The organism is Pseudomonas arsenicoxydans, from assembly GCF_006438915.1.
GTDB classification, from domain to species: Bacteria; Pseudomonadota; Gammaproteobacteria; order Pseudomonadales; family Pseudomonadaceae; genus Aquipseudomonas; species Aquipseudomonas arsenicoxydans_A.
Genome location: NZ_RCZE01000020.1, coordinates 13,135 through 39,940 on the forward strand (window position 1 = coordinate 13,135; position 26,806 = coordinate 39,940).

22 protein-coding genes and 2 pseudogenes are annotated in these 26,806 nt (G+C 59.4%); 12 read left to right on the forward strand and 12 right to left on the reverse strand.

Annotated elements, in window-relative coordinates; all coding sequences use genetic code 11:
* The first annotated feature begins 218 nt into the window (after positions 1 to 218).
* On the forward strand, positions 219 to 1,778 hold the full coding sequence (locus EAH78_RS29955; RefSeq protein WP_140671717.1) for a TerC family protein: 1,560 nt from the start codon (positions 219 to 221) through the stop codon (positions 1,776 to 1,778).
* Positions 1,779 to 1,908: 130 nt separating this feature from the next.
* Here EAH78_RS29955 and EAH78_RS29960 read toward each other — a convergent pair whose 3' ends face one another.
* Positions 1,909 to 2,352, reverse strand: coding sequence for a thioredoxin family protein (locus EAH78_RS29960; protein WP_140671720.1), 444 nt, complete (start codon positions 2,350 to 2,352; stop codon positions 1,909 to 1,911).
* A 393-nt stretch (positions 2,353 to 2,745) separates the two neighbouring features.
* Between EAH78_RS29960 and EAH78_RS29965 the strand changes: the two are divergent.
* The 10 genes and pseudogenes from EAH78_RS29965 to EAH78_RS30015 all read left to right on the forward strand — a co-directional run bounded on the left by EAH78_RS29965 (position 2,746) and on the right by EAH78_RS30015 (position 10,389).
* Positions 2,746 to 2,995 (forward strand): annotated as a pseudogene (locus EAH78_RS29965) (type II toxin-antitoxin system Phd/YefM family antitoxin).
* Positions 2,985 to 3,267 (forward strand): annotated as a pseudogene (locus EAH78_RS29970) (type II toxin-antitoxin system RelE family toxin). Before EAH78_RS29965 ends, EAH78_RS29970 begins: the two co-directional pseudogenes overlap by 11 nt.
* 296 nt (positions 3,268 to 3,563) lie before the next feature.
* Positions 3,564 to 4,412: a transporter substrate-binding domain-containing protein gene (locus EAH78_RS29975; protein ID WP_027923780.1), complete on the forward strand. Its 849-nt coding sequence runs from the start codon at positions 3,564 to 3,566 to the stop codon at positions 4,410 to 4,412.
* A gap of 176 nt (positions 4,413 to 4,588) precedes the next feature.
* A complete protein-coding gene (locus EAH78_RS29985; protein WP_008015908.1) occupies positions 4,589 to 5,251 on the forward strand; it encodes an amino acid ABC transporter permease in 663 nt (220 codons plus the stop codon).
* An 8-nt stretch (positions 5,252 to 5,259) separates the two neighbouring features.
* The gene (locus EAH78_RS29990) at positions 5,260 to 5,922 is read left to right on the forward strand and encodes an amino acid ABC transporter permease (protein ID WP_140671725.1); all 663 of its coding nucleotides are present in this window, start codon (positions 5,260 to 5,262) and stop codon (positions 5,920 to 5,922) included.
* Positions 5,919 to 6,725, forward strand: coding sequence for an amino acid ABC transporter ATP-binding protein (locus EAH78_RS29995; protein ID WP_140671727.1), 807 nt, complete (start codon positions 5,919 to 5,921; stop codon positions 6,723 to 6,725). The genes EAH78_RS29990 and EAH78_RS29995 overlap by 4 nt, the downstream gene beginning before the upstream one ends.
* A gap of 30 nt (positions 6,726 to 6,755) precedes the next feature.
* On the forward strand, positions 6,756 to 7,145 hold the full coding sequence (locus EAH78_RS30000) for a RidA family protein (protein WP_140671729.1): 390 nt from the start codon (positions 6,756 to 6,758) through the stop codon (positions 7,143 to 7,145).
* 146 nt (positions 7,146 to 7,291) lie between these two features.
* Positions 7,292 to 8,056 carry an IclR family transcriptional regulator gene (locus tag EAH78_RS30005; protein ID WP_140671731.1) on the forward strand — a complete coding sequence of 255 codons (765 nt, stop codon included), beginning with the start codon at positions 7,292 to 7,294 and terminating at the stop codon, positions 8,054 to 8,056.
* 39 nt (positions 8,057 to 8,095) lie between these two features.
* Positions 8,096 to 9,313, forward strand: coding sequence for an amino acid deaminase (locus tag EAH78_RS30010; RefSeq protein WP_140671733.1), 1,218 nt, complete (start codon positions 8,096 to 8,098; stop codon positions 9,311 to 9,313).
* Positions 9,314 to 9,453: 140 nt separating this feature from the next.
* Positions 9,454 to 10,389, forward strand: coding sequence for a sugar kinase (locus tag EAH78_RS30015; RefSeq protein ID WP_140671735.1), 936 nt, complete (start codon positions 9,454 to 9,456; stop codon positions 10,387 to 10,389).
* Positions 10,390 to 10,573: 184 nt separating this feature from the next.
* Here EAH78_RS30015 and EAH78_RS30025 read toward each other — a convergent pair whose 3' ends face one another.
* Entirely contained in the window at positions 10,574 to 10,849 is a 276-nt protein-coding gene (locus EAH78_RS30025; RefSeq protein WP_007898282.1) for a peptidylprolyl isomerase, read from the reverse strand.
* A 51-nt stretch (positions 10,850 to 10,900) separates the two neighbouring features.
* A complete protein-coding gene (locus tag EAH78_RS30030) occupies positions 10,901 to 13,438 on the reverse strand; it encodes a PAS domain-containing hybrid sensor histidine kinase/response regulator (protein WP_140671738.1) in 2,538 nt (845 codons plus the stop codon).
* Between the two features lie 121 nt (positions 13,439 to 13,559).
* On the opposite strand from EAH78_RS30030, the gene EAH78_RS30035 reads away from it, so the two are divergent.
* Entirely contained in the window at positions 13,560 to 14,660 is a 1,101-nt protein-coding gene (locus EAH78_RS30035; protein ID WP_140671740.1) for a PilT/PilU family type 4a pilus ATPase, read from the forward strand.
* Between the two features lie 112 nt (positions 14,661 to 14,772).
* Here the strand turns inward: EAH78_RS30035 and EAH78_RS30040 are convergent, their stop codons facing one another.
* The 9 genes from EAH78_RS30040 to EAH78_RS30080 form a co-directional block, all read right to left on the reverse strand.
* A complete protein-coding gene (locus tag EAH78_RS30040) occupies positions 14,773 to 16,728 on the reverse strand; it encodes an acetoacetate--CoA ligase (RefSeq protein ID WP_140671742.1) in 1,956 nt (651 codons plus the stop codon).
* A 55-nt stretch (positions 16,729 to 16,783) separates the two neighbouring features.
* Positions 16,784 to 17,557 (reverse strand): 3-hydroxybutyrate dehydrogenase, encoded by a 774-nt coding sequence (hbdH, locus tag EAH78_RS30045; protein WP_027923789.1) that lies wholly within the window; start codon positions 17,555 to 17,557, stop codon positions 16,784 to 16,786.
* A 7-nt stretch (positions 17,558 to 17,564) separates the two neighbouring features.
* Complete coding sequence (locus EAH78_RS30050) at positions 17,565 to 18,956, reverse strand: GntP family permease (protein WP_140671744.1); 1,392 nt, start codon at positions 18,954 to 18,956, stop codon at positions 17,565 to 17,567.
* A gap of 286 nt (positions 18,957 to 19,242) precedes the next feature.
* Positions 19,243 to 20,658, reverse strand: a complete 1,416-nt coding sequence (locus EAH78_RS30055) for a sigma-54 interaction domain-containing protein (RefSeq protein WP_140671746.1) — start codon at positions 20,656 to 20,658, stop codon at positions 19,243 to 19,245.
* Positions 20,659 to 20,815: 157 nt separating this feature from the next.
* Positions 20,816 to 22,390 carry an ABC transporter ATP-binding protein gene (locus EAH78_RS30060; RefSeq protein WP_140671748.1) on the reverse strand — a complete coding sequence of 525 codons (1,575 nt, stop codon included), beginning with the start codon at positions 22,388 to 22,390 and terminating at the stop codon, positions 20,816 to 20,818.
* 14 nt (positions 22,391 to 22,404) lie between these two features.
* Positions 22,405 to 23,427 (reverse strand): ABC transporter permease, encoded by a 1,023-nt coding sequence (locus tag EAH78_RS30065; RefSeq protein WP_140671750.1) that lies wholly within the window; start codon positions 23,425 to 23,427, stop codon positions 22,405 to 22,407.
* On the reverse strand, positions 23,427 to 24,488 hold the full coding sequence (locus tag EAH78_RS30070) for a microcin C ABC transporter permease YejB (RefSeq protein WP_059182860.1): 1,062 nt from the start codon (positions 24,486 to 24,488) through the stop codon (positions 23,427 to 23,429). Before EAH78_RS30070 ends, EAH78_RS30065 begins: the two co-directional genes overlap by 1 nt.
* Positions 24,488 to 26,356 carry an extracellular solute-binding protein gene (locus EAH78_RS30075; RefSeq protein ID WP_140671752.1) on the reverse strand — a complete coding sequence of 623 codons (1,869 nt, stop codon included), beginning with the start codon at positions 26,354 to 26,356 and terminating at the stop codon, positions 24,488 to 24,490. The genes EAH78_RS30070 and EAH78_RS30075 overlap by 1 nt, the downstream gene beginning before the upstream one ends.
* Before the next feature lie 136 nt (positions 26,357 to 26,492).
* Positions 26,493 to 26,774, reverse strand: coding sequence for a peptidylprolyl isomerase (locus tag EAH78_RS30080; RefSeq protein WP_027923796.1), 282 nt, complete (start codon positions 26,772 to 26,774; stop codon positions 26,493 to 26,495).
* Positions 26,775 to 26,806: the final 32 nt, after the last annotated feature.

Sequence of the window (26,806 nt, forward strand, 5' to 3'; positions counted from 1 at the left end):
ATTTCGCCTGTACGATTCAAGTCCTTTTGTCTTTCAGGACTTGCATGAACACCCTCTTGGAGCCTCCCGGTTATCCTTCCTCATCGCGCCAATGCGCGCGCTTGAAACACCCGGTCTTTCGTCATTCAAAACACCTTGTCATTGCAACCCCACGGCCTCTGCGCCGCGCCTTGCCGTGCCCGGCATTCTGAATTCACTGAAGAGATCGAGACGTTTTTATGGAATGGTTAGCTGACCCCACCGCCTGGCTGGGCTTGTTGACGTTGATCGTGCTGGAGCTGGTGCTCGGCATCGACAACCTGGTGTTTATCGCCATCCTTGCGGACAAACTGCCGCCCGAGCAGCGCGACCGTGCGCGAATCATTGGTTTGTCGTTGGCGCTGATCATGCGCCTGGGCCTGCTGGCGAGTATTTCGTGGCTGGTCACCTTGACGCAGCCGCTGATCGAGGTGTTCGACAAGAGCTTCTCCGGCCGCGACCTGATCATGTTGTTCGGTGGTGTGTTCCTGTTGTTCAAGGCCACCATGGAATTGCACGAGCGACTCGAAGGTCATGTCGGCCAGCGCTCTGCCAACGCCGCGTACGCGATGTTCTGGCCGATCGTGGCGCAGATTGTGGTGCTCGACGCGGTGTTCTCCCTCGACGCAGTGATTACCGCTGTGGGCATGGTTGATGAACTGGCGGTAATGATGATCGCGGTGATCATCTCCATCGGCCTGATGATCGTTGCCAGCAAGCCGTTGACCCGTTTCGTCAACGCGCACCCGACCGTGATCATGCTCTGTCTGGGCTTCTTGATGATGATCGGCTTTGCGTTGACGGCCGAAGGCTTGGGTTTCCACATTCCGAAAGGTTATCTGTATGCGGCCATCGGTTTCTCGATCCTGATCGAAGTGTTCAACCAGATTGCCCGCGCTCGCCGCAAGAAGTCCCTGCAGGGACTGCGGCCAATACGTGAGCGCACGGCCCATGCGGTGCTGCGTTTGCTTGGCGGTCGCAGCATGGCGGCGGAGGAAGTCGGCGAGGAGGTTGCTGACCTGCTGGACAATGGCGAAGCACCGGGCGAAGCACTGTTCGACCGCCGTGAGCGGGTGATGATCAGCGGCGTGCTGCAACTGGCCGAGCGGCCGATCCGCACGTTGATGACCGTGCGTGCCGACGTTGATTACATCGACCTGGCCGATGATGCGCAGACCATTCGTACACGGCTGATGCATTCGTCCTACTCGCGCTTGCCGTTGATCCGTGACGGCGCGGTGGACGAGCCGCTGGGCTTCGTGCACAAGAAAGAGTTGCTGAAAGAATTCCTGGCCGGCAACGAACCGGATCTGGAGCAGTTGGCGCGCAAGACCGTTAACTTGCTGGACAGCTACTCGATCCTCAATGCGCTGGAACAGATGCGCCAGGCCTCGACGCACATTGCGTTCGTGGTCAATGAATTCGGTGACTTTGTGGGTGTGTTGACCATGACCGATATTCTCGAATCGATTGCCGGCGAATTGCCCGACGCCAGCGAAATCGAAGGCCCGGATGTGGTGGAGGAGCAAGGTGGGTTTTTGGTCAACGGCGCGTTGAACCTGACGCGGGTTCGGCAGCGGACCGGTTTTGTGGCTGAGCCAACCGAGGACTATCAGACCCTGGCCGGGTTGGTGGTTAGCCTGCTGGATCGATTGCCGGCGATCGGCGACAGCCTGGAGTGGCAGGGCTGGCGAACGACAGTCGTGGCGGTTGAAGAGCGGCGGGTGACACGGGTGCTGCTGGTGTGTGTCGACCGCTAATTTTTTCCGGGAATCAGGGCCTCTTCGCGAGTAGGCTCGCTCCCACACGGGTCTTGTGAATACTGGAGATCCAATGTGGAAGCGAGCTTGCTAGCGATAGCGCCCAGCCAGGCACCATCACTGCCATGGCCTAACACCCACCACGACAACTCAACCGCTCAAAGGCCCGAGGCACTGTACACAACCTTCGCAACGTCTGGCGCAGCCACGCCAGATCGTGACTCGGTTTATGCGGCACGTATCGCGGCCTGAGCCTGCCAATATGTTTGGTGAAATACTCCTCCAGCGTCTCTCGGGTGCCAATGCCCTTGAGCTTCTTCCGCAATTTTCCGTCCTTGAAGAACAACACAGTCGGCGTGCCGGTAACATTCGGGTGTCGGGGAGATTCACCGGTGTTCAACACATAAATATTCGCCTGATGACGATAGCGCTGGGCAACTTCGCGAAAGACCGGTTCTGCCCATTCACAGGCCGGGCAGTGTTCATTGCCGAAATACAGGATAACCGGTCGCCATGTTTTCAATGCCTTGCGGTAGACCGGGGCCAGCGATTCCAGGGGGCTTGTCGAGCTCATTGAACAACTCCTTTTCACAACGACCATCGAGGTTTGTCGACGTTAAAGGAGGGAGAGGGGGCGGGTCTACTGTCAGAAATTACAGGTGGCCTTTTCTTACGCTGTAAACGATGCGGCCTACCGTATCGCAAGATCGAACTGACAGGAAGTACGGAAATCTGGAAGTGAGTTGCGTGTTACTTTTTTATTACTCCGTCAATGTCGACGGGTATTGGACTGAAAAGGGATGGGCTGAAGTCGATGAGTGAAAACCTGGAGCACACAATCAGCGCGAAAAGTCATAGGCAGCATCCTGCTCAGGATGAACATGGCCTATATGCCGAAAGGATTGAGGCAGATACGCTTTGGAGTGCTATTTTTGGCACTTCTAAAAGCACTCTGAGGAACGAGTTCATGACACATATCGTGCTTTCGCAGGTGGTAGCCAGCATCTCTGAACTGAAGAAAAACCCAATGGGGGACTGTCGCTGCCGGTGGAGGCATGCCCGTGGCAATCCTGAACCGTAATGAGCCGGCCTTCTATTGCGTCCCGGCCAAAGAATACGAAGCGCTGATGAATCGATTGGAAGACCTGGAATTGATTGCCCTTTGTAAAGAGCGGGAAAACGACCCGACGATAAAGGTTTCGATTGATGACCTATGAGTTGGAGTTCTCCGAAAAAGCCTGGAGGGGATGGAAGAAGCTCGGTGCAAGTCTGAAGGATCAGTTCAAGAAGAAACTTCAGGAGCGACTGTCAAACCCGCATGTCCCCGCAGACCGACTCAGCGGGCTTGGAAAATGCTTACAAAATCAAGCTACAAAGCGCTGGGTATCGAATGGTATACCGCGTGATCGATGAGGTCCTGGTAGTGACGGTAATCGCCGTGGGGAAGAGAGAACGCGGTGAAGTTTATAAAGACGCGGCCTCACGCTGATGTGATTTTCTGAATTACTTTCCTTCTGTTTTCCAATTCATGCCCCGCACGGTTTTGTTCACCAATTGGCCCCGTTGTGAACCACATACCCGCACGCTGTAGCCAACGGTAGCGCTTCCCCTCGCGTGCGTTTGGTAACAGATCCCCCTGCGTTTTCCCCATCCCGTTGATTCAAATCGTTTTTCAATCTCCCCACCATTCCCTCCACAACCTGTGGCACACTTTCTGCTGTCTATTCCGTTGTTACATACCAACGTCCGGTATAGCGGAATAAACATCACCCTGGAGTGCTTGCCATGCATCGCCGACCTTCCTTGTTAAAAGCGTGTGTTTTTGTTCTCGCGGCTACCGCCGCTGCCATGGGCGTGGCCCAGGCCGCGGACAGTAAGCTCGATAGCGTGCTGGCCCGTGGGAAATTGATCGTGGGCACAGGCAGTACCAATGCGCCATGGCACTTCCAGGGAGCGGATGGCAAGTTGCAGGGGTTCGATATCGATATCGGGCGGATGATTGCAAAGGGGCTGTTTAACGATCCGACCAAGGTCGAGTTTGTGGTGCAGTCGTCCGATGCGCGGATTCCCAACTTGCTGACGGACAAGGTCGACATCAGTTGCCAGTTCATCACCGTGACCGCCAGTCGTGCGCAGCAAGTGGCGTTCACCCTGCCTTACTACCGCGAAGGCGTCGGCCTGCTGTTGCCGGCCAATAGCAAGTACAAGGAAATCGAAGACCTCAAGGCGGCCAACGACAGCGTGACCGTGGCGGTCTTGCAGAACGTATACGCCGAAGAGCTGGTGCATCAGGCGCTGCCCAAGGCCAAGGTCGATCAGTACGACAGCGTGGACTTGATGTATCAGGCAGTGAACTCCGGCCGTGCCGATGCCGCCGCCACCGATCAGTCGTCGGTGAAATACCTGATGGTGCAGAACCCTGGCCGCTACCGCAGCCCGACTTACGCCTGGAGCCCGCAAACCTACGCTTGCGCGGTTAAACGCGGCGATCAGGACTGGCTGAACTTCGTCAACACCACGCTGCATGAAGCCATGACCGGCGTTGAGTTCCCGACCTACGCGGCGTCCTTTAAACAATGGTTCGGTGTCGATCTGCCTACCCCAGCCATCGGTTTCCCCGTCGAATTCAAATGAAAACTGCTGCGCTCGGAAATACTGCGTTGAAAACCGGCTCGAAATGCTCATTGACTGACGTCAACTCCGCTTTCTCGCCAGTTTTCGCCTTGTCTTTCCTTCGCTCGCGACGTTTCCAATCGTGAAATGAGGAGCGGGGCGCCGATAACGCGCCCCCGCTCAAGGTACTGCTGACCATGAACTATCAGTTGAACTTTGCCGCCGTGTGGCGCGATTTCGACACCTTGCTGGCGGGGCTCGGCCTGGGTCTTGAGCTGGCGCTGGTGTCGATCGCCATCGGCTGCGTGATCGGCCTGATGATGGCGTTTGCTTTGCTCTCGAAGCATCGCGCATTGCGGGTGCTGGCGTCGGTGTATGTGACGGTGATCCGTAATACGCCGATTCTGGTGTTGATTCTGTTGATCTACTTTGCCTTGCCGAGCCTGGGCATTCGTCTGGACAAGATCCCGTCGTTCATCATCACCCTGTCGCTGTACGCCGGGGCGTATCTGACCGAGGTTTTCCGTGGCGGTTTGTTGAGTATTCCCAAGGGCCAGCGTGAAGCCGGACTCGCTATCGGTCTCGGCGAGTGGCAGGTCAAGGCGTACGTCACTGTCCCGGTGATGCTGCGCAATGTGCTGCCGGCCTTGTCGAATAACTTCATTTCGCTGTTCAAGGACACTTCGCTGGCCGCTGCAATCGCGGTGCCGGAGCTTACCTACTACGCGCGCAAGATCAATGTCGAGAGCTACCGGGTGATTGAAACCTGGCTGGTGACCACGGCGCTCTATGTAGCGGCCTGTTACCTCATTGCCATGATGCTGCGTTACCTCGAGCAGCGTCTGGCGATTCGCCGATAGGAGCCCCCATGTACGAATCCCCCAGTTGGTTGCATGAGTTATGGGTTGCCCGCGAAGTGTTGTGGCAAGGCTTCCTGACCAGTGTGCAGGTGTCGGCGCTGGCGATTTTGCTGGGCACGATGGTCGGCATTGTCACCGGCCTGGTGCTGACCTACGGCAAATTCTGGATGCGCGCGCCGTTTCGCTTCTACGTCGACCTGATTCGCGGCACGCCAGTGTTTGTATTGGTGCTGGCCTGCTTCTATATGGCGCCGGCACTGGGTTGGCAGATCAGTGCGTTTCAGGCCGGTGCCTTGGGGCTGACACTGTTTTGCGGCTCCCACGTCGCCGAGATCGTGCGCGGTGCGTTGCAAGCATTGCCCAGTGGCCAGATGGAAGCGAGCAAGGCGATTGGCCTGACGTTTTACCAATCCCTCGGTTACGTGCTGTTGCCTCAGGCATTGCGGCAGATTTTGCCAACCTGGGTCAACTCGTCGACCGAGATCGTCAAGGCCTCGACGCTGTTGTCGGTGATCGGTGTGGCCGAGTTGCTGCTCAGTACGCAGCAGATCATCGCCCGGACCTTCATGACTCTGGAGTTTTACCTGTTCGCCGGATTTCTGTTTTTCGTCATCAACTACGCCATCGAATTACTCGGCCGGCACATTGAAAAGCGGGTGGCCTTGCCATGACTCAACCTTCGCTCTCTAACGTAAAAGCAGCTCAAAACGGTCAGGCCCTGCTGGACATTCGCGGCCTGCACAAACAATACGGCAAGCTCGAAGTGCTCAAGGGCGTCGACCTGAGCATGCAGCGCGGTAACGTCGTCACGCTGATCGGCTCCAGCGGCTCGGGCAAGACCACCTTGCTGCGCTGCGTGAACATGCTCGAAGAATTCCAGGGCGGGCAGATCATGCTCGACGGCGAGTCTATCGGTTATGACGAGGTCGACGGCAAACGCATACGCCACCCGGAAAAAGTCATCGCCCGGCACCGTGCAATGACCGGCATGGCGTTCCAGCAATTCAACCTTTTCCCGCACCTCACCGCGTTGCAGAACGTCACCCTGGGTTTGCTCAAGGTGAAAAAACTGCACAAGGACGAGGCCGTGGCGCTGGCGGAAAAATGGCTGGAGCGCGTTGGCTTGCTGGAGCGCCGCGATCACTATCCCGGTCAGTTGTCCGGCGGTCAGCAGCAGCGCGTGGCGATTGCCCGGGCGATTGCGATGAACCCCAGCCTGATGCTGTTTGACGAAGTCACTTCGGCCCTCGACCCGGAACTGGTCGGCGAAGTGCTGAACGTGATCAAGGGCCTGGCCGACGAAGGCATGACCATGCTGCTGGTCACCCACGAAATGCGTTTTGCCTTCGAAGTCTCGGACAAGATCGTATTCATGAATCAGGGGCGCATCGAAGAGCAGGGGCCACCCAAGGAACTGTTCGAACGCCCGCAATCACCGCGTCTGGCTGAGTTTCTCAAAAATACGCGCTTTTAACTTTCCAGAATTCAATCAGGAGAAACACTCATGAGCATTACTCGTTACGGCACCGGCAGCAGCGCCGCTGGCGGTACGCCTCGTCCTTTCGCCCGCGCCGTTGAAGCCGATGGCTGGCTGCACGTTTCCGGGCAGGTGCCGGCGCTGGATGGCGAGATCATTACGGGCGGGATCGTCGAACAGACCCACCAGACCATGAAAAATCTGATCGCGATTCTGCAAGAAGCCGGTTATGGCCTGGAAGATGTGGTGCGTGCTGGCGTGTGGCTGGAGGATCCGCGGGACTTCACGAGTTTCAACAAGGTTTTCTCCGAGTACTTCAAACCTGAACACGCTCCGGCCCGTGCCTGCGTGCAGGCGAACATGATGGTCGACTGCAAGGTCGAGATTGACTGCATCGCGTACAAGAAAAACGCCTGACCCGAGTCGCGCCCATCGCGGGCAAGCCACGCTCCCACAGGGGAATGCATTTCAAATGTGGGAGCGTGGCTTGCCCGCGATGGCGGCCTAACAGTCGGCATCGCACTCTAGGTAAACTCCCGGCACTTTGTATGGGAACCACAGACATGACCGAAGACACCATCAAGCGCCGGGCTCGCGGTCTGGACCGGGCGTTCGATATCCTCGATTTCCTCAAGGAAATCGGCAAACCCCTGCGCCCGAATGAAATCGCCAGCGGCATCGGCAGCCCGAAATCCACGGTCTACGAGCTGGTCGCGTCGCTGCTGGAGCGACGCATCCTGGAAGCCGTGGGCAAGGACGGTCACGTCTACCTCGGCCGTCAGTTGTACTTCCTCGGGCAGGCGCATTTGCGTCATTTCGACCTGACCCGCGAGGCCGACCACGCCTTGCAGGAGATCGTCAGCCAGACCCACGAAACCGCCCAGATGTGCCTGCTCAATGGGCGCAAATACACCGTGGCGCTGATGAAGGAGGGCGAGCGGCACTTCCGCATTTCCTCGGACATCGGCGAAAACGCGCCGATTCCCTGGACCGCGTCCGGGCGTCTGCTATTGGCGCACTTGAGTGACGAGGAAATCGTCGACCTGATCGACCACGACGATTTCATCCTGCCCAACGGCGAACGCCTGCCGCTGGAACAGTTTCTGGCGGAAATCCGTCAGGCTGGCATCGATGGGTTTTTCTCCTTCGATAGCGTCGCTGACACCTTTACCCATTGCTTCGCCGCCCCGGTCAAAGACCCCAGCGGCGTGGCCATCGCGACCCTGTGCATCGTGGCCCCACGGGCCGATGCCAAGACCCATTACAACGACTATCGCCGAGTGCTGATCGACAACGCCAACAACCTGGCCCGGCGTATCAACGAATAAGTGCGGCTGCCTGCGGCCGCGAATGTGAGGAGTTCGACCATGTCTACTGCCAACAATACTGCCGCCGTGGAAAAGGGTTTTGCCCAGACCGGCGCCAACCTGGTCCGCGATGTCAGCCTGCCGGCGCTGGTGCTGCACCGCGAAGCGCTGGAGCACAACATTCGCTGGATGCAGGACTTTGTCAGCAACAGCGGCGCCGAACTCGCGCCCCACGGCAAAACCAGCATGACCCCGGCCTTGTTTCGCCGCCAACTGGACGCTGGCGCCTGGGGCATCACCCTGGCCAGCGCCACGCAAACCCGTGCGGCGTATGCCCATGGCGTGCGTCGGGTGCTGATGGCCAACCAATTGGTTGGTACGCCAAATATGGCGTTGATTGCCGATCTGCTGGCGGACCCGACGTTCGATTTCCATTGCATGGTCGATCACCCGGACAACGTCGCTGACCTCGGCGCCTACTTCGCCTCACGCGGCGTGCGCCTGAACGTGATGATCGAATATGGCGTGGTCGGCGGGCGCTGCGGCTGCCGCACTGAAGACGAAGTCATCGCGCTGGCCAAAGCCATCAACGCACAACCGGCGCTGGCTTTGACCGGCATCGAAGGTTATGAAGGCGTGATCCATGGTGATCATGCGGTCACCGGCATCCGCGCATTCGCCGGGTCGTTGGTGCGTTTGGCCGTGCAGTTGCAGGACAGCGGCACGTTTGCGATTGCCAAGCCGATCATCACCGCATCGGGGTCGGCCTGGTATGACTTGATTGCCGAGGAGTTCGAAGCACAGAACGCTAGCGGGCGTTTCCTCAGCGTGCTGCGCCCGGGCAGCTATGTGGCCCACGACCATGGCATCTACAAGGAAGCGCAATGCTGTGTGCTCGACCGCCGTAGCGATCTGAATGAAGGCCTGCGCCCGGCGCTGGAAGTCTGGGCACACGTGCAGTCGATGCCGGAACCGGGTTTTGCAGTGATTGCCCTGGGCAAGCGTGACGTCGCCTACGACGCCGGTTTGCCGGTGCCGTTGCTGCGTTACAAGGCCGGTGTGGTGCCGGCAAAGGGCGATGACGTCAGTGCCTGCAAGGTGACGGCGGTAATGGACCAGCACGCGTTCATGACCGTGGCGTCGGGGGTTGAGTTGCGGGTGGGCGACATCATTTCGTTCGGTACCTCGCACCCGTGCCTGACGTTCGACAAGTGGCGTACGGGGTGTCTGGTTGATGATCAGATGAATGTCATCGAAACCATGGAAACCTGTTTCTAAGGTTTGAGACCGAGGTGCGGCCTTCGCGAGCAAGCCCGCTCCCACATTAAATCTCGGGAGTTCACAAGACTAATGTGGGAGCGGGCTTGCTCGCGAAGGCGGCCGCCCAGAAAACAAAGAAACACCAGAGACCCCACACAATGCACACCATCAACACCCTCGGCCCCAACACCCCGCGCATCGCCCTGATCGGCGAATGCATGATCGAGCTGCAACAACGCGCGGACGGCAGCCTGCAACAAAGCTTCGGCGGCGACACCCTGAACACCGCTGTCTACCTGTCCCGTGAACTGGGCGCGAGCGGCATCGTCGATTACGTCACCGCACTGGGCGACGACAGTTTCAGCGACGCGATGTGCCAGAACTGGGCCAGCGAAAACATCGGCCTGGGCATGGTCCAGCGTTTACCCGGACGTTTGCCCGGCTTGTATTGCATCCAGACCGACGCCGCGGGCGAGCGCCGCTTCCTTTACTGGCGCAACGAAGCGGCCGTGCGCGATTGTTTCACCACCCCAGCGGCCGCGCCGATTCTGGCGGCGTTACCGGATTACGACGTGCTGTATTTCAGTGGCATCACCCTGGCGGTGCTCGGTGTACAAGGTCGGGAAAAGTTGCTGGAAACCCTGATCGAAGCCCGCCAGCGAGATGCGCGGATCGTTTTCGACAACAACTACCGGCCGCGCTTGTGGGCTTCGGTTGAGGAAGCGCGCGCGGCGTATCGCATCGTGTTGCCGTATGTGGACCTGGCGTTGCTGACGGTTGAGGACGAGCAGGCGCTGTTTCATTTTTCCAGTTGCGAGGCGGTGTTTGCCGCTTACGAGCAGATCGGTACGCCGGAAGTGGTGCTCAAGCGCGGTTCGAACGCGTGCCTGATTCGCTGTGACGGCGAGGCGTTTGAAGTGCCGGCGCAGAAGGTCGAGCGCGTGGTGGATACGACGGCGGCGGGGGATTCGTTCAGTGCGGCGTACCTGGCCAGTCGGCTCAAGGGCGGGAGCCCGGTTGAAGCGGCTGAGGCGGGGCATCGGTTGGCGAGTCGGGTGATTCAGGTTCCCGGTGCACTGATCCCCAAAGATTAAAATGCAGTTTCTGTGGCGAGGGGGCTTGTCGGAACGCCGCACCGCCCCGTTCGGCTGCGCAGCAGTCGCAATTCCTGCGCACGCGGTGCATCAGGTAGATTTTGGGGCGGCTTCGCCACCCAACGGGGGCAAGCCCCCTCGCCACAGGTAAGAGTCTAGCCAGGGATGTTGGTGAGCCAACCACTCAATCCCGGTAAAACACCTGCACCAGGTGATACCCGAACTTGCTCTTGATCGGCCCATGCACCACCCGCAGTGGTTTCTTGAAAATCACTGCATCAATCACCCCGACCATCTGCCCCGGCCGCACTTCACCCAAATCACCTCCGCGCTTGCCGGACGGGCAGGTAGAGTACTTTTTGGCCAGCACATCGAAGGCTTCGCCCTTGGCGATGCGTTGTTTGAGCTGCTCGGCTTCTTCCGAGGTTTTCACCAGAATATGGCGGGCTTGAGCTTTCATGGGGCGTACCTTGCAACGTGCTGACAGCGGGGCGGGCGATTATGCCTCAACTCACTCGGGTTGGCCGATCATCGTGCGAATCTTGTTGGCCAGCAGGTCGATGGAAAACGGCTTGGCCACCATGTCCATGCCTTCCTCCAGAAAGCCCTGGCGTTCGGCGGCGGTTTCCGCGTAACCGGTCATGAACAACACTTTGAGATCCGGGCGATGCTGGCGGGCGATCTCCGCCAGTTGCCGGCCGTTCATGCCAGGCAGGCCGACATCAGTCACCAGCAAATCAACACGCAAATCCGATTCCAGCAAGGGCAGGGCGGTCTTCGCGTCTTCGGCTTCGTGAGCGTGGTAACCCAGCTCATTGAGCAAATCGAGCACCAGCATGCGCACCGCCGGATCGTCCTCCACCAGCACCACGGTTTCACCGGCAATCGCCGCCGGCGCCTCGCCCGTGACCGGCAACAGCACGTCTTCCGCCTCCATGGCATGCAAGCGCGGCAAATACAGGCGCACGCTGGTGCCCTTGCCCGGCAGACTGAACAGGCTGACATGCCCACCCGATTGCTGGGCGAAACCGTAGATCATTGACAACCCCAGCCCTGTGCCCTGGCCGATGGGTTTGGTGGTAAAGAACGGGTCAAATGCCTTGGCCAGTACCGAGGGTGTCATGCCGGTGCCGTTGTCACTGACGGCAATCATCACGTAATCCCCGGCCTTGACCGGTTCCAGCGTGGTGATATCGCTGCCGTCGAGGTAAACATTGGCCGTTTCAATTAGCAGTCGGCCGCCATCGGGCATCGCATCGCGGGCGTTGATGACCAGGTTGAGCAAGGCGTTTTCCAGCTGGCTGACGTCGGTGCTGATCGGCCAGACCTCATCGGCCAGTTGCAGCTTGAGTTCGATATGGTCGCCCTTGGTCCGGCTGAACAGATCCTCCAGTGAGCGCACCAGTTCATTGGCGTTCAGCGGTTTGCGATCCAGTGACTGGCGACGGGAGAACGCCAGCAGCCGATGGGTCAACGAGGCGGCGCGGTTGGCCGAGGACACGGCGGCTTCGGTAAAACGGCCGATTTCGTGGGTGCGCCCGTCGGCGATATAACGCTGCATCAAGTCAAGACTGCCAATGATCCCGGTGAGCATGTTGTTGAAGTCATGGGCGATGCCGCCGGTGAGCTGGCCGACCGCTTCCATTTTCTGAGCATGGCGCAAGGCGTCCTCGGCGCGCTCGCGTTCGACCATCTCGTTTTGCAAACGCTGATTGGCTTCAGCCAGTTGCTGGGTGCGGGCGGCGACGCGCTCTTCCAGGGTTTCGTTGAGATTGCGCAGCGCTTCTTCGGTCTGTTTGCGCTCGGTTTCGTCGATCACAAAAATGTAGAACCCATTCACCGCGCCATCCGCACCGTGGCGCGGCAGGTAGTTCATCAACGCCTGCCGCAGGCTGCCGTCACGGTGTGGCGTGCTGATGCTGAAACAACAAAGTTTGCCCTTGAGCGCCTCGCCAATGTGTTCTGCGCGCAAGGCATAGGCCTCTTCACCCAGCACCTCCCGAATGGTTTTGCCAAACAGTTCCTGCGGAGTCAGGCCATACCAATCCAGGTAGGCGGAATTGTTCAGGCGGAAGCGTTCTTCGCTATCGACGTAGCTGATCAGGATCGGCATCGCGTTGATGATCAATTGCAGCTCGGTCTGGCTCTGGCGCAAGGCCTGTTCGGTGCGTTTGCGCTCGGTCAGGTCCAGCGCGGCACCCAGAAAACGCATCGGCCGGCCGTGGTGGTCCTTGTAGCAGCGCCCTCGGGCAAACACCCAGCGCAACTGCCCATCGGGCTGCAGCAGGCGGTATTCCTCGGCGTACTCTGTGCCATGGGTGATGCAGTGCTTGATGCTGCGGGTAATCATCGCCCGGTCTTCCGGGTGCACGCCGTGCAGGTATTCACTGATTGGTAACTGGTTGGCCTTGGCCGGATCGACGCCGTGCAACTGGGCGAAATGGGCGTCCGCGAGGAACTGGTCTTCGCTAATGTCCCAATCCCAGGTGCCGACCGCGTCGGTCGCCGCCAAGGCCAGTTGCAGGCGTTGTTCGGTTTCACGCTGGGCCTTGAGGCTGGCCGCCGAGCGCTGTTCCAGTTCGAGGGCGATGCGCCGGCGTTCGTTGGTTTCGATGGCCGTGACCAGAATGCCAGCCACCTCGGCGCTTTCGTCACGGATCGGGCTGTAGGTCAAATCCAGCCAGAAGTCGGAATCCTCACCGTCACGTTGCAGGGTAAAGCGCTGTTCGCTGTAGGTACGCACCTGACCCTGTAGGACGGCGCTGTAAATCGGGTCGGTAAAGTCCTGGAGTTCTGGCCATATCTGGTGCGTCGGCTGTCCGAAAGCGTGTGGATGTTTGCTGCCGGCGAGCAGGGCGAAGCCGTCGTTGTAGATTTGTGTCAGCTGCGGCCCCCACAGCAACAGCATCGGCATCGGCGAGTGAATCACGATGTCGACGGCGGTGCGCAGGCTTTGCGGCCATGTGCCGGCAGCGCCCAAAGGGGTCTGTGTCCAGTCCAGTCGGGCAATCAAGGCCTGTGCATCGCTGCCGGTGGGTGATGCGTTCATCAAGTGGTCCTGCGCTTAAGTCGGTGTGGCGGCGTCAACTATCCTCGTAGGGCAGTAGACGCTGGATGACCCGTTTTGGGTCATTATTTTTTCATTGAATGCTTCGCGGGTGCTTTTTGCCATGGAAATCGATGCACTGTTGAAAACTCTGGCCAGCGGTAACGGCTCGGATCTTTACCTGTCGACGGGCGCACCGCCCAGCGCGCGGTTCGACGGCGCGCTTAAATCCCTGAGCGATCAGCCGTTCAAACCGGGTGAAGTGGCGGCGATTGCTGCGAATATCATGGACGCCGAACAGCGTCTTGAGTTCGACCGTGAGCTGGAAATGAACCTGGCCCTCTCGCTGCCGGGAATCGGGCGCTTTCGGGTCAACGTGTTCAAGCAACGCAACGATGTGTCCATCGTCATACGCAATATCAAACTCGACATCCCGCGCTTTGAAGATCTCAAGTTGCCGCCCGTGTTGCTGGACACCGTGATGCTCAAACAAGGTTTGATGCTGTTCGTCGGCGCTACCGACTCGGGCAAGTCGACATCGCTGGCGGCGTTGATCGATTACCGCAACCGACACAGCAGCGGTCATATCGTCACCATTGAAGACCCGATCGAGTACATCCACCGGCACAAGCAGTCGATCATCAACCAGCGCGAAGTCGGGGTCGACACCCGAAGTTTTCATGCCGCATTGAAAAATACCCTGCGCCAGGCGCCGGACGTGGTGCTGATCGGCGAAATCCGTGATCGCGAAACCATGGAGCACGCACTGGCGTTTGCCGACACCGGTCATCTGGTGATTTCCACGTTGCATGCCCACAACGCCCATCAGGCGCTGGACCGTATCATCAATTTTTTCCCCGAAGAACGTCACACGCAACTGCTGCATGACCTGGGCAACAACCTCAAGGCGTTCGTTTCCCAACGTCTGGTGCCGACCCGCGACGGTCAGCGCCGGGCGGTGGTGGAGGTGATGCTGGGCACGCCGACCATTGGTGATTTGATTCGGCGCAATGAGCTGTCGGAGTTGAAAGGCATCATGGAGAAGTCCACGGAATTGGGCATGCAGACGTTTGACGGGGCGCTGTATGCGTTAGTCGTGGAAGGGGCGATCAGTGAGGAGGAGGCGTTGAGACATGCGGATTCGGTGAACAATCTGCGGTTGCGGTTGAAGCTGCATGCGGATGCGTCAGCGTCCACTTCAGGTGAATGGGGCCTCATGGACTGACGAAAATCCAAATGTGGGAGCGGGCTTGCTCGCGAAAGCGGTTTATCAGTAAACATTGTGCTGACTGACACACCGCTTTCGCGAGCAAGCCCGCTCCCACACTAGATCAATGTCATTCAAGGAGTTCGGGGCGGTTGCGGAATTGTTCCAGTGCCTCGGGATTGGCCAGCGCATCGGTATTCTTTACTTTCTGCCCATGCACCACATTCCTCACCGCCAGTTCGACAACCTTGCCGCTGATGGTCCGTGGAATATCGGTCACCGCGACAATCTTAGCCGGCACATGCCGGGGCGTGGTGTTGGCGCGGATGACCTGGCGGATCTGCTGCTGCAAGGCTTCATCCAGTTCAACGCCGTCCTGCAAGCGCACAAACAGTACCACTCGCACGTCATCCTGCCATTGTTGCCCAATGGCCACGCTGTCCAGCACCTGCGGGACTTTCTCCACCTGACGGTAGATCTCCGCCGTGCCGATGCGCACGCCACCGGGGTTGAGCACCGCGTCCGAACGCCCGTGGATCATCATCGCGCCGTGCGGCAGTTGCTCAGCGTAATCGCCCTGGGCCCAGACACCGGGGAACTGGCTGAAATACGACGCGTGCAGCTTTTCCTGCTGCGGATCATTCCAGAAACCGATGGGCATCGCCGGGAAGTTCCGAATACACACCAGTTCGCCTTTCTCACCGATCACCGGTTGGCCTTCGTCGTTCCACACTTCGACTGCCATGCCCAGGCTTTTGCCTTGTATTTCGCCACGACGCACCGGTTGAAACGGGTTGCCGTTCACAAAGCACGACACGACGTCCGTGCCGCCGGACATCGACGCCAGGCACACGTCAGTCTTGAGGTCGCGATAAACATAGTCGTAACTCTGGGGCGACAGCGCGGACCCGGTGCAGAGCAAGGTCTTCAAACTGCTCAAGTCATGGCTTTCGCGTGGTTTTACGCCGTTGCTTTCCAGGGTCGCGAGGTATTTGGGGCTGGTGCCGAAGACGCTGACCTGTTCATCGTCTATCAAGTCGATCAGACGTTCGGCGGCAGGATGAAAAGGCGAGCCGTCGTACAGCACCACGGCGCTGCCGACGGCGAGGGCCGAGACCAGCCAGTTCCACATCATCCAGCCGCAGGTGGTGTAGTAGAACAAACGGTCGCCGGCGCCGAGATCGCAATGCAGCCCATGCTCCTTGACGTGCTGCAGCAACACGCCGCCGGTGCTGTGGATGATGCATTTCGGCACGCCGGTGGTGCCGCTGGAGTAGAGGATGTACAGCGGATGCGCGAAGGGCACGGGGACGAAATCCGGCTCGCCGCCCGCGTCGTAGAAATCCTCCCACAACGTCACGTTGGCGTGGGTATGAAAGTCGACGATGTGCGCCTGCGGTCGTGCATACGGCACAACGATCAACTGTTGCAGCGACGGCAGGCGTTGAAGAATTTCGTTGATTTTGCCGGTCTGGTCGATGTCCTTGCCAGCGTAGTGGTAACCGGCGCAGGTGATCAGGACTTTCGGCTCGATCTGGCCGAAACGGTCGATCACCCCTTGGGTGCCAAAATCCGGCGACGAACACGACCAGATCGCTCCCAGGCTGGTGGTGCCGAGCATGGCCACCAGGGTTTGCCAGGTGTTGGGCATGCACGCGGCGACGCGGTCGCCGAGGCCGACGCCGGCCGCGATCAGACTGTGCTGGAACCCGGCCACATGCTCGGCCAGCTCCGCCCAGGTCAAGTGTTCGCGCTGGCCGTTCTCGCCAATGGCAATCACCGCGATGGCATCGTCGCGGCGGCGCAGCAGGTGTTCGGCAAAGTTCAGGGTGGCGCCGGGAAACCACTGGGCGCTGGGCATTTGCGCGCCCTCGACCAGCACTGCGTCAGGCTGGTCGTGAAAGCGAATGTCGAAGAAATCGACGATGGCCTGCCAGAAGTCTTCGCGTTGATCGATCGACCATTGGTGCAGGGCCGGGTAGTCATCGACGTGGACGTGATGGCGCTGACTGATGGAACGCCGAAAGGCCTCCATGCGCGTCTTGGCGATGCACTCGGCGTTGGGTTGCCAGAGGATGTCGGACATGGTTTGCCTCTTGTTCTATCTGCATACACATGGGCTTTTGTGGTCAGGGGGCGGGTTACTGTGCCAACCACCCACCATCAATATTCCACGCCGCACCACGCACCTGGCTACCGGCCTCGCTGCACAAAAACAGCACCAATTCACCCAATTGCGGCGGGGTGACAAACTCCAGTGACGGCTGCTTCTCGGCCAGTAGATCATGCTGCGCCTGCTGCGGATCGATCCCGGTCGCCGCGCGGTCATCGATCTGCTTCTGCACCAGCGGCGTCAATACCCAACCCGGGCAGATCGCGTTGCACGTCACGTGCGTCGTCGCGGTTTCCAGGCCCACCACTTTGGTCAAGCCGATCACCCCATGCTTGGCCGCGACGTACGCCGCTTTGCCCACCGAACCCACCTGACCGTGCACTGAGGCAATGTTAATGATCCGCCCCCAATTTTTGGCACGCATGCGCGGCAGGCACAGGCGGGTGCTGTGAAACACCGACGACAGGTTGATCGCGATGATCGAATCCCAGCGCTCCACCGGAAACTCCTCCACCGACGCCACGTGCTGGATGCCGGCGTTGTTGACCAGAATGTCGATGCCGCCGAATTCACGCTCGGCGTAGGCAACCATCTCGGCGATCTGCGCCGGATCGCTGACATCGGCCGGATGATGACCGACCTTGCCGCCGAACTGCTGGACCTCGGCAATCACCTTGGAAGCATCGCCGAAACCATTGAGCACCACGTTGGCGCCGGCCTTGGCCAGGCTGAGCGCAATGCCCAGGCCGATGCCGCTGGTGGAACCGGTGACCAGTGCGGTCTTGCCTGTAAGAGTCGTCATGAATACCTCACACAATGCCAGTGGCGTAGAAAGTGCCGATGACCACGAAGACCGCGAGGGTCTTGATCAGCGTAATACAGAAAATGTCTTTATAGGCTTCGCGGTGCGTCAGGCCGGTGACGGCGAGCAAGGTAATCACCGCGCCGTTGTGCGGCAGGGTGTCCATGCCGCCGCTGGCCATCGCGGCCACGCGGTGCAGCACTTCCAGCGGAATGTTGGCCGCGTGGGCCGCCGCGATGAAGTCATTGGCCATGGCCGCCAGCGCGATGCTCATGCCGCCCGACGCAGAACCGGTAATGCCCGCGAGCAAGGTCACGGTAATGGCTTCGTTGACCAGTGGGTTGGGAATACTCTTGAGCCAGTCGGCCAGCACCAGGAAGCCTGGCAGCGAAGCAATCACCGCACCAAAACCGTATTCAGACGCGGTGTTCATCGCCGCGAGCAGCGCGCCACTCACCGCACTTTTGCTGCCTTCGGCGAGTTTGCTGCGAATCGCCTGGAAGCCAAACACCAGCACCATGATGATGCCCACCAGCAGCGCGGCCTGAACCGCCCAAATCGCGGTGAGCTTGGCGATCTCGGTAGTGACTGGCGTGGCCATGCCCGGCAGCGCTAGGCTGTGGGTCTTGCCGTACCACTGCGGAATCCATTGGGTGAACAGCAGGTTCATGATGCCCACGGCCAGCAGCGGCGACAGGGCGATCCACGGGTTGGGCAGTTTGATGTCGGCGGAGGTTTCCGGCTCGTTGCGCAGTTCGGTGCCATAACCTTCACCGGCAAGCTGAGCCTTGTTGCGCTGGCGCTGAAGAAACAGCATGCCGGCGCAAAACACGAAAATCGCACCGATCACACCCAGCCACGGTGCCGCCCAGGCGGTGGTGTTGAAGAAGGTGCTGGGGATGATGTTCTGGATTTGCGGGGTGCCGGGCAGGGCGTCCATGGTGAACGAGAACGCGCCCAGAGCGATGGTGGCCGGGATCAGGCGCTTGGGGATATTGCTCTGGCGGAACATTTCAGCGGCAAACGGATAGACCGCGAACACCACCACAAACAACGACACGCCGCCGTAAGTGAGCAGCGCGCACACCAGCACGATCACCAGCATGGCTTGGCGCGTGCCGAGCAGGCGAATGGCGGCGGCGACGATGGAGCGCGAGAAGCCGGACAACTCGATCAGCTTGCCGAACACGGCACCGAGCAGAAACACCGGGAAATACAGTTTGATGAAGCCGACCATTTTTTCCATGAACACCCCGGTGAAGGCGGGGGCGACGGCGGAAGGGTCGGTGAGCAGGACGGCGCCGAGTGCGGCAATCGGGGCGAAAAGGATAACGCTGTAGCCACGGTAAGCAGCCAGCATCAACAGCGCGAGGGCTGCCAAGGCAATGATCACACTCATGGTGTGTCTCCTGGATTGTTATTTTTGTAGGGTAGGTCTTTTGTGGGAGAGGGCTTTAGCGAGATTCGTGCCAGAGAGTTAAGCGGTTGAAATATAAAGATATTTATGAAAATTCGAGGCGATTGTTAATTATTTGTCTCTTTTTTGAGACGTTTGGTGATGGCGGGGGCCTTATCGCGAGCAGGCTCGCTCCTACAGGGGAACGCATTCTCAGGGGGGACTCGGTCAAACTGTAGGAGCGAGCCTGCTCGCGATGGTCTATCTAACAATGGAGATATATGTCTCGTTATGGAGACTCGGCAATCCCCAACGCCACCATTTTCTTGTACAAAGTCGACCGTCCCAACCCCAGTAGCGCCGCCGCTTCAATCACCTTACCCCCACATTGCGCGAGGGCGGATTCAATCAACTGCCGGTCAAACCGCTCCCGAGCCTGGCTAAACGTCTCATGCGCAACCGGCTCAATTATCAGCGGTGTCGAGCGCTCGACCGGCGTGAAAGTACCTATCGCCGCACGAATTTCGTCTGCATCCAGCACCAGATCATCACTGAGCAATGCCGCCCGCTCGAGGACGTTGCGCAGTTCGCGGATATTCCCCGGCCACGCGTGCTGCCCCAATAACTCCAGCGCCTCGCGGTTCAGTTCATGCTGACTGCGTAGTTCTTCCAGAATGGCTTCACTGAGCGCCGGCAGGTCGTCGAGGCGATCACGCAGCGGCGGCACGTGAATCGGCAACACGTTCAGGCGGTAATACAAATCCGCACGAAACTCGCCGCGTTTGATTGCAGCTTCGAGATCGGTCGAAGTGGCCGCGATCACCCGCACATCGCTCTGGATCACTTCGTTGGAGCCAACCGGTTCGAATTCTTTTTCCTGTAAAACCCGCAGCAGTTTGCTTTGCAGCGGCAGCGGCATGTCGCCGATTTCATCGAGAAACAAGGTGCCGCCCTGGGCGATCTTCAACTTGCCGGCGCGACCCTTGCGGTCGGCGCCGGTGAATGCGCCGGGGGCGGTGCCAAAAAATTCCGCTTCCAGCAACGATTCGGGAATCGCCGCGCTGTTGATGCTGACGAAGGCTTTGTGCGCACGCGGCGAAGCGCTGTGAATCGCCTGGGCCAGCAGCTCCTTGCCGGTGCCGGTTTCACCGAGCAGCAACACCGGCGACTCGGCGCTGGCGCTGCGCCGGGCACGCCGTTTAACTTCCAGGCTGGCGGCGCTGGTGCCGATGAAGTGGGCAAAGTTGTATTTGGTCTGCCGCGCCCGCAGCAGCGAGCGGGTGGACGCCAATTCTTCCTGCATGCTCATGTAGCGCTTGAGCATTGGCGACAGGCTGCGCAATTCGTCGAACAGCGCAAAACCAATCGCGCCAATGACCACGCCGGCATCGTCGTGGATCGGCAGGCGCATGACCACCAGCGGCTCTTTGGGGGTGTCCTGCATGTCGAGCAAAATCGGGCGTCCGGTGCGCACCACTTCACGCAACAGGCTGCCGGGGATCACGCTTTCGCAGGCCTTGCCGATTGCCACTTCCGCCGACTCCAGACCGAAACGCCGGGCATAGCGCTCGTTCATCCAGACGATGTTGGCATCGCGGTCGACAATCACCGTGCCTTCGCTGGACTGCTCGATGATCTCGAACAGCGAGCGGATGGCCAGCAGGCGGACACGCTGGTAATCCTTGAGGCTTTCGGTGGTGTTCATGGGCAGGATCCTGATTGTGTATTGCCTGTGCAGGCCTCTTCGCGAGCAAGCCCGCTCCCACATTTCATCGCGTTCGGCCGGATAACTCGGTCAAATGTGGGAGCGGGCTTGCTCGCGAAGGCCATGATGCGGTCTAGCTGTCTGACGCGGATTATGCCTACCGCGTATGCGCCGCCGCCAACAGCTCTTTGGTGTACGGATGCTGCGGCGATTCAAACACCTCATGGCTGGCACCGCTTTCCACCACTTTGCCATCCTTGATCACGATCATGTCATGGGCCAGGGCACGCACCACCGCCAGGTCATGGCTGATAAACAAATACGTCAGACCGTGTTTTTCCTGAAGCTGGCGGAGCAGGGCGACCACTTGTTTTTGCACGGTGCGGTCCAGCGCCGAGGTCGGCTCGTCCAGCAGGATCAGCGCCGGTTTCAGCACCAGCGCCCGGGCGATGGCGATGCGCTGACGTTGGCCACCGGAAAATTCGTGCGGGTAGCGATGACGGCTTTGCGGGTCGAGACCGACTTCCTCCAGCGCACGAATCACTTCAGCCTTGCACTGTTCATCTGTTAGTTGGCTATGCACTTCAAGGCCTTCGCTGATGATCTGCGCCACCGACATTCGCGGGCTGAGGCTGCCATAAGGGTCCTGGAACACCACCTGCATTTTCTTGCGCCACGGCCGCAGTTGCTTTTGCGTCAGGCCATCCAGTGCTTCGCCTTGAAAGCGAATGCTGCCTTGGGAGTCGAGCAAGCGCAGGATTGCCTGACCGAGCGTCGATTTGCCCGAGCCCGATTCACCGACGATGCCCAGCGTCTTGCCGCGCTGAATCTTGAGGCTAATGCCGTCCACGGCGGTGAGGTACGTCTTGCGCTGAAACAAGCCGCCGCTAAGGGGGAATTGCACGCGCAGATTGTCCACTTCCAGCACGTTCTCGCGCTCATCTCGGGGCAGGGCTTCACCTTCCGGTTCGGCGTTCAACAGCACGCGACTATAAGGGTGCTTCGGTTCGGTGAAGATCGTTTCGCACGTGGCCTGCTCGACGATCTCCCCGGCCTTCATCACGCACACACGCTGGGCAATGCTGCGCACCAGATTGAGGTCATGGCTGATCAGCAGCAGTGACATGCCGAGCCGTTGTTGCAGAGATTTGAGCAGGATCAGAATCTTGCGCTGCACCGTGACGTCCAGCGCGGTGGTCGGTTCATCGGCGATCAGCAGCTCAGGCTCGCAGGCCAGGGCCATTGCGATCATCACCCGCTGACGTTGGCCGCCCGAAAGTTGATGGGGGTAAGCCTTGAGCCGCTCCTTGGGCTTTTGAATGCCGACCAGGTGCAGCAATTCAAGGATCCGCGCTTGCGCGGCTTTGCCGGTCAGGCCTTTGTGCAACAGCAGGGTTTCGCCGATCTGTTTTTCGATGCTGTGCAGCGGGTTGAGCGAGGTCATCGGCTCCTGAAAAATCATCGCAATCCGGTTGCCGCGCAATTCTCGCAACACGTTGGCGGGTGCGCCGAGCAGTTCCTTGCCGCGATAACGGATGCTGCCGGTGGATTCGGTGCCGATTTCGGGGAGCAATTGCAGGATCGAATGCGCCGTCACCGATTTCCCGGAGCCCGACTCGCCAACCAGCGCCAGGCATTCGCCAGGGCGGATATCCAGGCACAGGTTGCGCACCACGGTTTCGCCGCTGAAGGCGACGCTGAGGTCGCGGATTTCGATCAGGTTGGTACTCATATCAACAGTCCGCGTCAGGATCTCGGATCGAAAGCATCACGTAATGCCTCGCCGATAAACACCAGTAAAGAAAGAATCAGCGCCAGGGTGAAAAACGCCGTCAGCCCCAGCCATGGCGCTTGCAGGTTCTGCTTGCCCTGACCGATCAGTTCGCCCAGGGATGCACTGCCGGCGGGCATGCCGAAACCGAGAAAGTCCAAGGCTGTCAGGGTGGTAATCGCCCCGGTCAGAATGAACGGCAGGTAACTCAGGGTCGCATTCATCGCGTTCGGCAGAATGTGCCGCACGATCACTTTGCTATCCGACAGGCCCAGCGCCCGGGCGGCTTTGACGTATTCCAGGTTGCGCCCGCGCAGGAACTCGGCGCGCACTACGTCGACCAGCGCCAGCCAGGTGAACAGTGCCATGATCCCCAGCAACCACCAGAAATTCGGTTCGACGAACCCGGACAGAATGATCAGCAGGTACAGCACCGGCAGCCCGGACCAGACCTCCAGCAAGCGCTGGCCGATCAGGTCGACCCAGCCGCCGTAATAGCCTTGTAGGGCGCCGGCGGCAATGCCGATCAGGGCGCTGACAAAGGTCAGCATCAACGCAAACAGGATCGACACCCGCGCGCCGAAAATTACCCGGGCCAATACGTCCCGGGCCTGATCGTCGGTGCCCAGCCAGTTCACATTCGAGGGCGGGCTCGGTGCCGGTTTGTTGAGGTCATAGTTTGGCGTGTCGTCACTGAACGGGATCGGCGGGAACAGCATCCAGCCGCCGTCTTTTCTAATCAGCTTCTGTACATAGTCGCTGCGGTAATCCGCCTGGAACGGCAGTTGCCCGCCGAACGCCTGCTCGGTGTGGCGTTTGAACACCGGGAAATACCATTGGCCCTGATAACTGACCACCAACGGTTTGTCGTTGGCGATCAACTCGCCACCCAGGGTCAGCACAAACAGACCAATGAATAACCACAGCGACCACCAGCCCCGACGATTTTTCTTGAAACGTTCAAAACGGCGACGGCCCAACGGCGAGAGCTTGAACATCAGGCATTCCTCGCAGCGAAGTCGATGCGTGGGTCGACCAGGGTGTAGCAGAGGTCGCCGACAAGTTTTATCAGCAGGCCGAACAGCGTGAAGATGAACAGCGAGCCGAACACCACCGGATAGTCTCGCGAGACGGCAGCTTCGTAACTCATGCGGCCGAGGCCATCGAGGGAGAAAATCACTTCGATCAGCAAGGACCCGGCGAAAAACACACTGATGAATGCCTGCGGAATGCCCGACACCACCAACAACATCGCATTGCGGAACACGTGCCCATACAGCACCCGGCGTTCGCTCATGCCTTTGGCCCGGGCGGTGATCACGTATTGGCGGGTGATTTCATTGAGGAACGAGTTTTTGGTAAGGATGGTCAGGGTGGCGAAACCGCCAATCACCAGCGACGTGACCGGCAAGACGAGGTGCCAGAAGTAGTCGGCGATTTTGCCCACGGTGGACAGAGAATCGAAGTTGTCCGAGACCAGCCCGCGCACCGGGAACCAGTTCAACGAAGTGCCGCCGGCAAAGACCACGATCAGGAACATGGCGAACAGGAACGCCGGCATGGCATAGCCGATGATGATCGCGGTGCTGCTCCAGATGTCGAAATGGCTGCCGTGGTGCACGGCCTTGCGGATACCCAGGGGAATCGACACCAGGTAGGTGATCAGGGTCGCCCACAGCCCGAGGGAAATGGTCACCGGCATTTTTTCGAGGATCAGGTCGGTGACTGTGGCGCCACGAAAGAAGCTCTTGCCGAAGTCGAGCCGGGCGTAACTGGTGAGCATCAGCCACAGGCGTTCATGCGCGGGTTTGTCGAAGCCGTATTGTTTTTCGATGTCTTTGATCAGTTGCGGGTCCAGGCCTCGGCTGGCGCGCGAGGTGCCGTGCATGGTTTCGCCGGAACCGCCGCCGACTGTCGCGCCGCCGATGCCTTGCAAGTGCGCAATCGCCTGTTCCACCGGACCGCCCGGTGCTGCCTGGACGATGACGAAGTTGACCAACAGAATGATCACCAGCGTCGGGATAATCAGCAGCAAACGCCGCAGTATGTAAGCCCACATTAATGCGGCCCTCCGGGTTTGCCACGGCTGATTTGCTCGGCGGTCATTTGCTGGTTGGTTAGCGGCGTGGTGCTTATTTCCCACCAGCTCTCGATGGCCTCGTCATTACTGGCCTGCTCGTTGGGTCGACCGAAGCGGTTCCACCAGACCGTCGAGGTGCCCGGCGGGTAATAGTTGGGAATCCAGTAGTAGTTCCATTGCAACACCCGGTCGAGCGCGTGGGCGTAGCGCAGCATCTCGGGCTGGGTGGTGGCGCGGATTACGCCGGTGATCAGTGTGTCGACCGCCGGATTCTTCAGCACCATGTAGTTGTTGGCGCCGGGATCGTTGGCCGAGATCGAGCCGAAGTAATTGAGCAGTTCGCCACCGGGAGAGGTGGTGACCGGGTAGCCGGTGACGATCATGTCGTAGTCGCGACTCATCAGGCGATTCACGTACTGGGAGGAGTCGATACGGCGGATGTTGAGGTCGATGCCGATCTGTTTCAGGGTGCGCTTGTAGGGCAACAGCAAGCGGTCCATGCCGTTCTGACTGACCAGGAAAGTAAAGCTCAGCGGCTCGCCCTCGGCGTTGACCAGTTGATCGCCATCGGGTTTCCATCCGGCCTGTTCGAGCAGGTCCAGTGCTTGCAACTGCTTGTCGCGAATCACACCGCTGCCATCGGTTTTCGGTGCTTCGAAGACCTGGGTGAACACCTCGTCGGGGATCTGCCCGCGCAACGGCTCAAGAATGGCCAGCTCCGCCGCATCCGGTAGTTGTCGCGCCGCCAGGTCGGTGTTGGAAAAGTAGCTCTGCTGGCGGATGTACATGTCTCGCATCATCTGCCGGTTGCTCCATTCGAAATCCCAGAGCATGGCCAAGGCCTGACGCACTCGGCGGTCCTGGAAAATCGGGTTCTGCAAATTGAACACAAACCCTTGCGCCGGTTGCGGTGCGTCTTGGGCCAGATGTGCCTTTTGCAGGCGGCCATCGCTCAGGGCCGGACTCTCGTAGCCGATGGAATAGCCGGTGGCGGAGAATTCGCGGTTGTAGTCATAGGCGCCGCCACGCAGCACTTGGCGGGCGACGTCGGTGTCGCCGAAGTACTCGATACTGAAGTGATCGAAGTTGTAGAGGCCGCGGCTGACCGGTAAATCCTTGCCCCACCAATTGGCGTCGCGCTCGAAGGTGATGCTGCGACCGGAGTCGACTTTGCCGACTTTATAAGGGCCGCTGCCCAAAGGCGCCTCGTACCCGCCACCGTTGGCGAAGTCGCGGGTCTTCCACCAATGTTCGGGAAACACCGGTAGCGTCGCGATGTCGAGGGGCAGGGTGCGGTTTTCGTTGCTTTTGAAATCGAAACGCACGACCAGAGGCGATTCAACTTCCACACCTTTGACGTCCGCGAACTGGGTCCGATAGCGCAGACTGCCCTGGGTCATCAGCAGGTCGTAGGTGTAGCGCACGTCTTCGGCGGTGATCGGCGTGCCGTCGGCAAAGCGCGCCTTGGGGTTGAGATAGAACCGCAAAAACAGACCGTCGTCCGGGCGCTCCATTTTTTGTGCGACAAGGCCGTACACGGTGTAGGGCTCGTCCAGTGAGCGCTGCGCCAGCGGCGAGTAAAGCAAGCCGTCGATTTGCGTGACGCCAATGCCCTTGTCGATGTACGGCAGCATATGGTCGAAATGGCCGATTTCAATCGCCGAGCGACGCATTGTTCCGCCCTTGGGCGCCTGTGGGTTGGTATAAGCAAAATGACTGAAACCGGCGGGATACTTCGCGGCTTCTCCGTACACGGTCAACGCCTGTTGCGGTGCGGCATTCACACCGGCGGCGCCCAACAACAGCGCTACGGCAGTGAACAATAAAGTGGGGAAAGCCAGTCGCATTATCAGCCTTAGAGCCGGAGGATCGAAAAGCACAATTTGTACGCTAGCGGCGCCTCCCTCGCCAGTCTAAAAACGTATTCGAAACACAACGGCCCACCAAAAGGCGGGCCGTTATGCGTAAAGCCTGGCGGATTGATCAGTCCTGACGACTGGTCACTTCCAGCAAGTGATAACCGAACTGGGTTTTCACTGGGCCTTGTACGACGTTGATTGGAGCGCTGAACACCACGGTGTCAAATTCCTTGACCATCTGGCCAGGACCGAACGAACCCAGGTCGCCGCCTTGACGGCTGGATGGGCAGGTGGAGTTGGCTTTGGCGATTTCGGCGAAATCAGCGCCGCCTTCGATCTGGGCCTTGAGTTCGTTGCACTTGGCTTCCGAGGCAACCAGGATGTGACGGGCAGTGGCTTTAGCCATGGAAAATTCTCCTTTCAATATTCAGTAAAGTG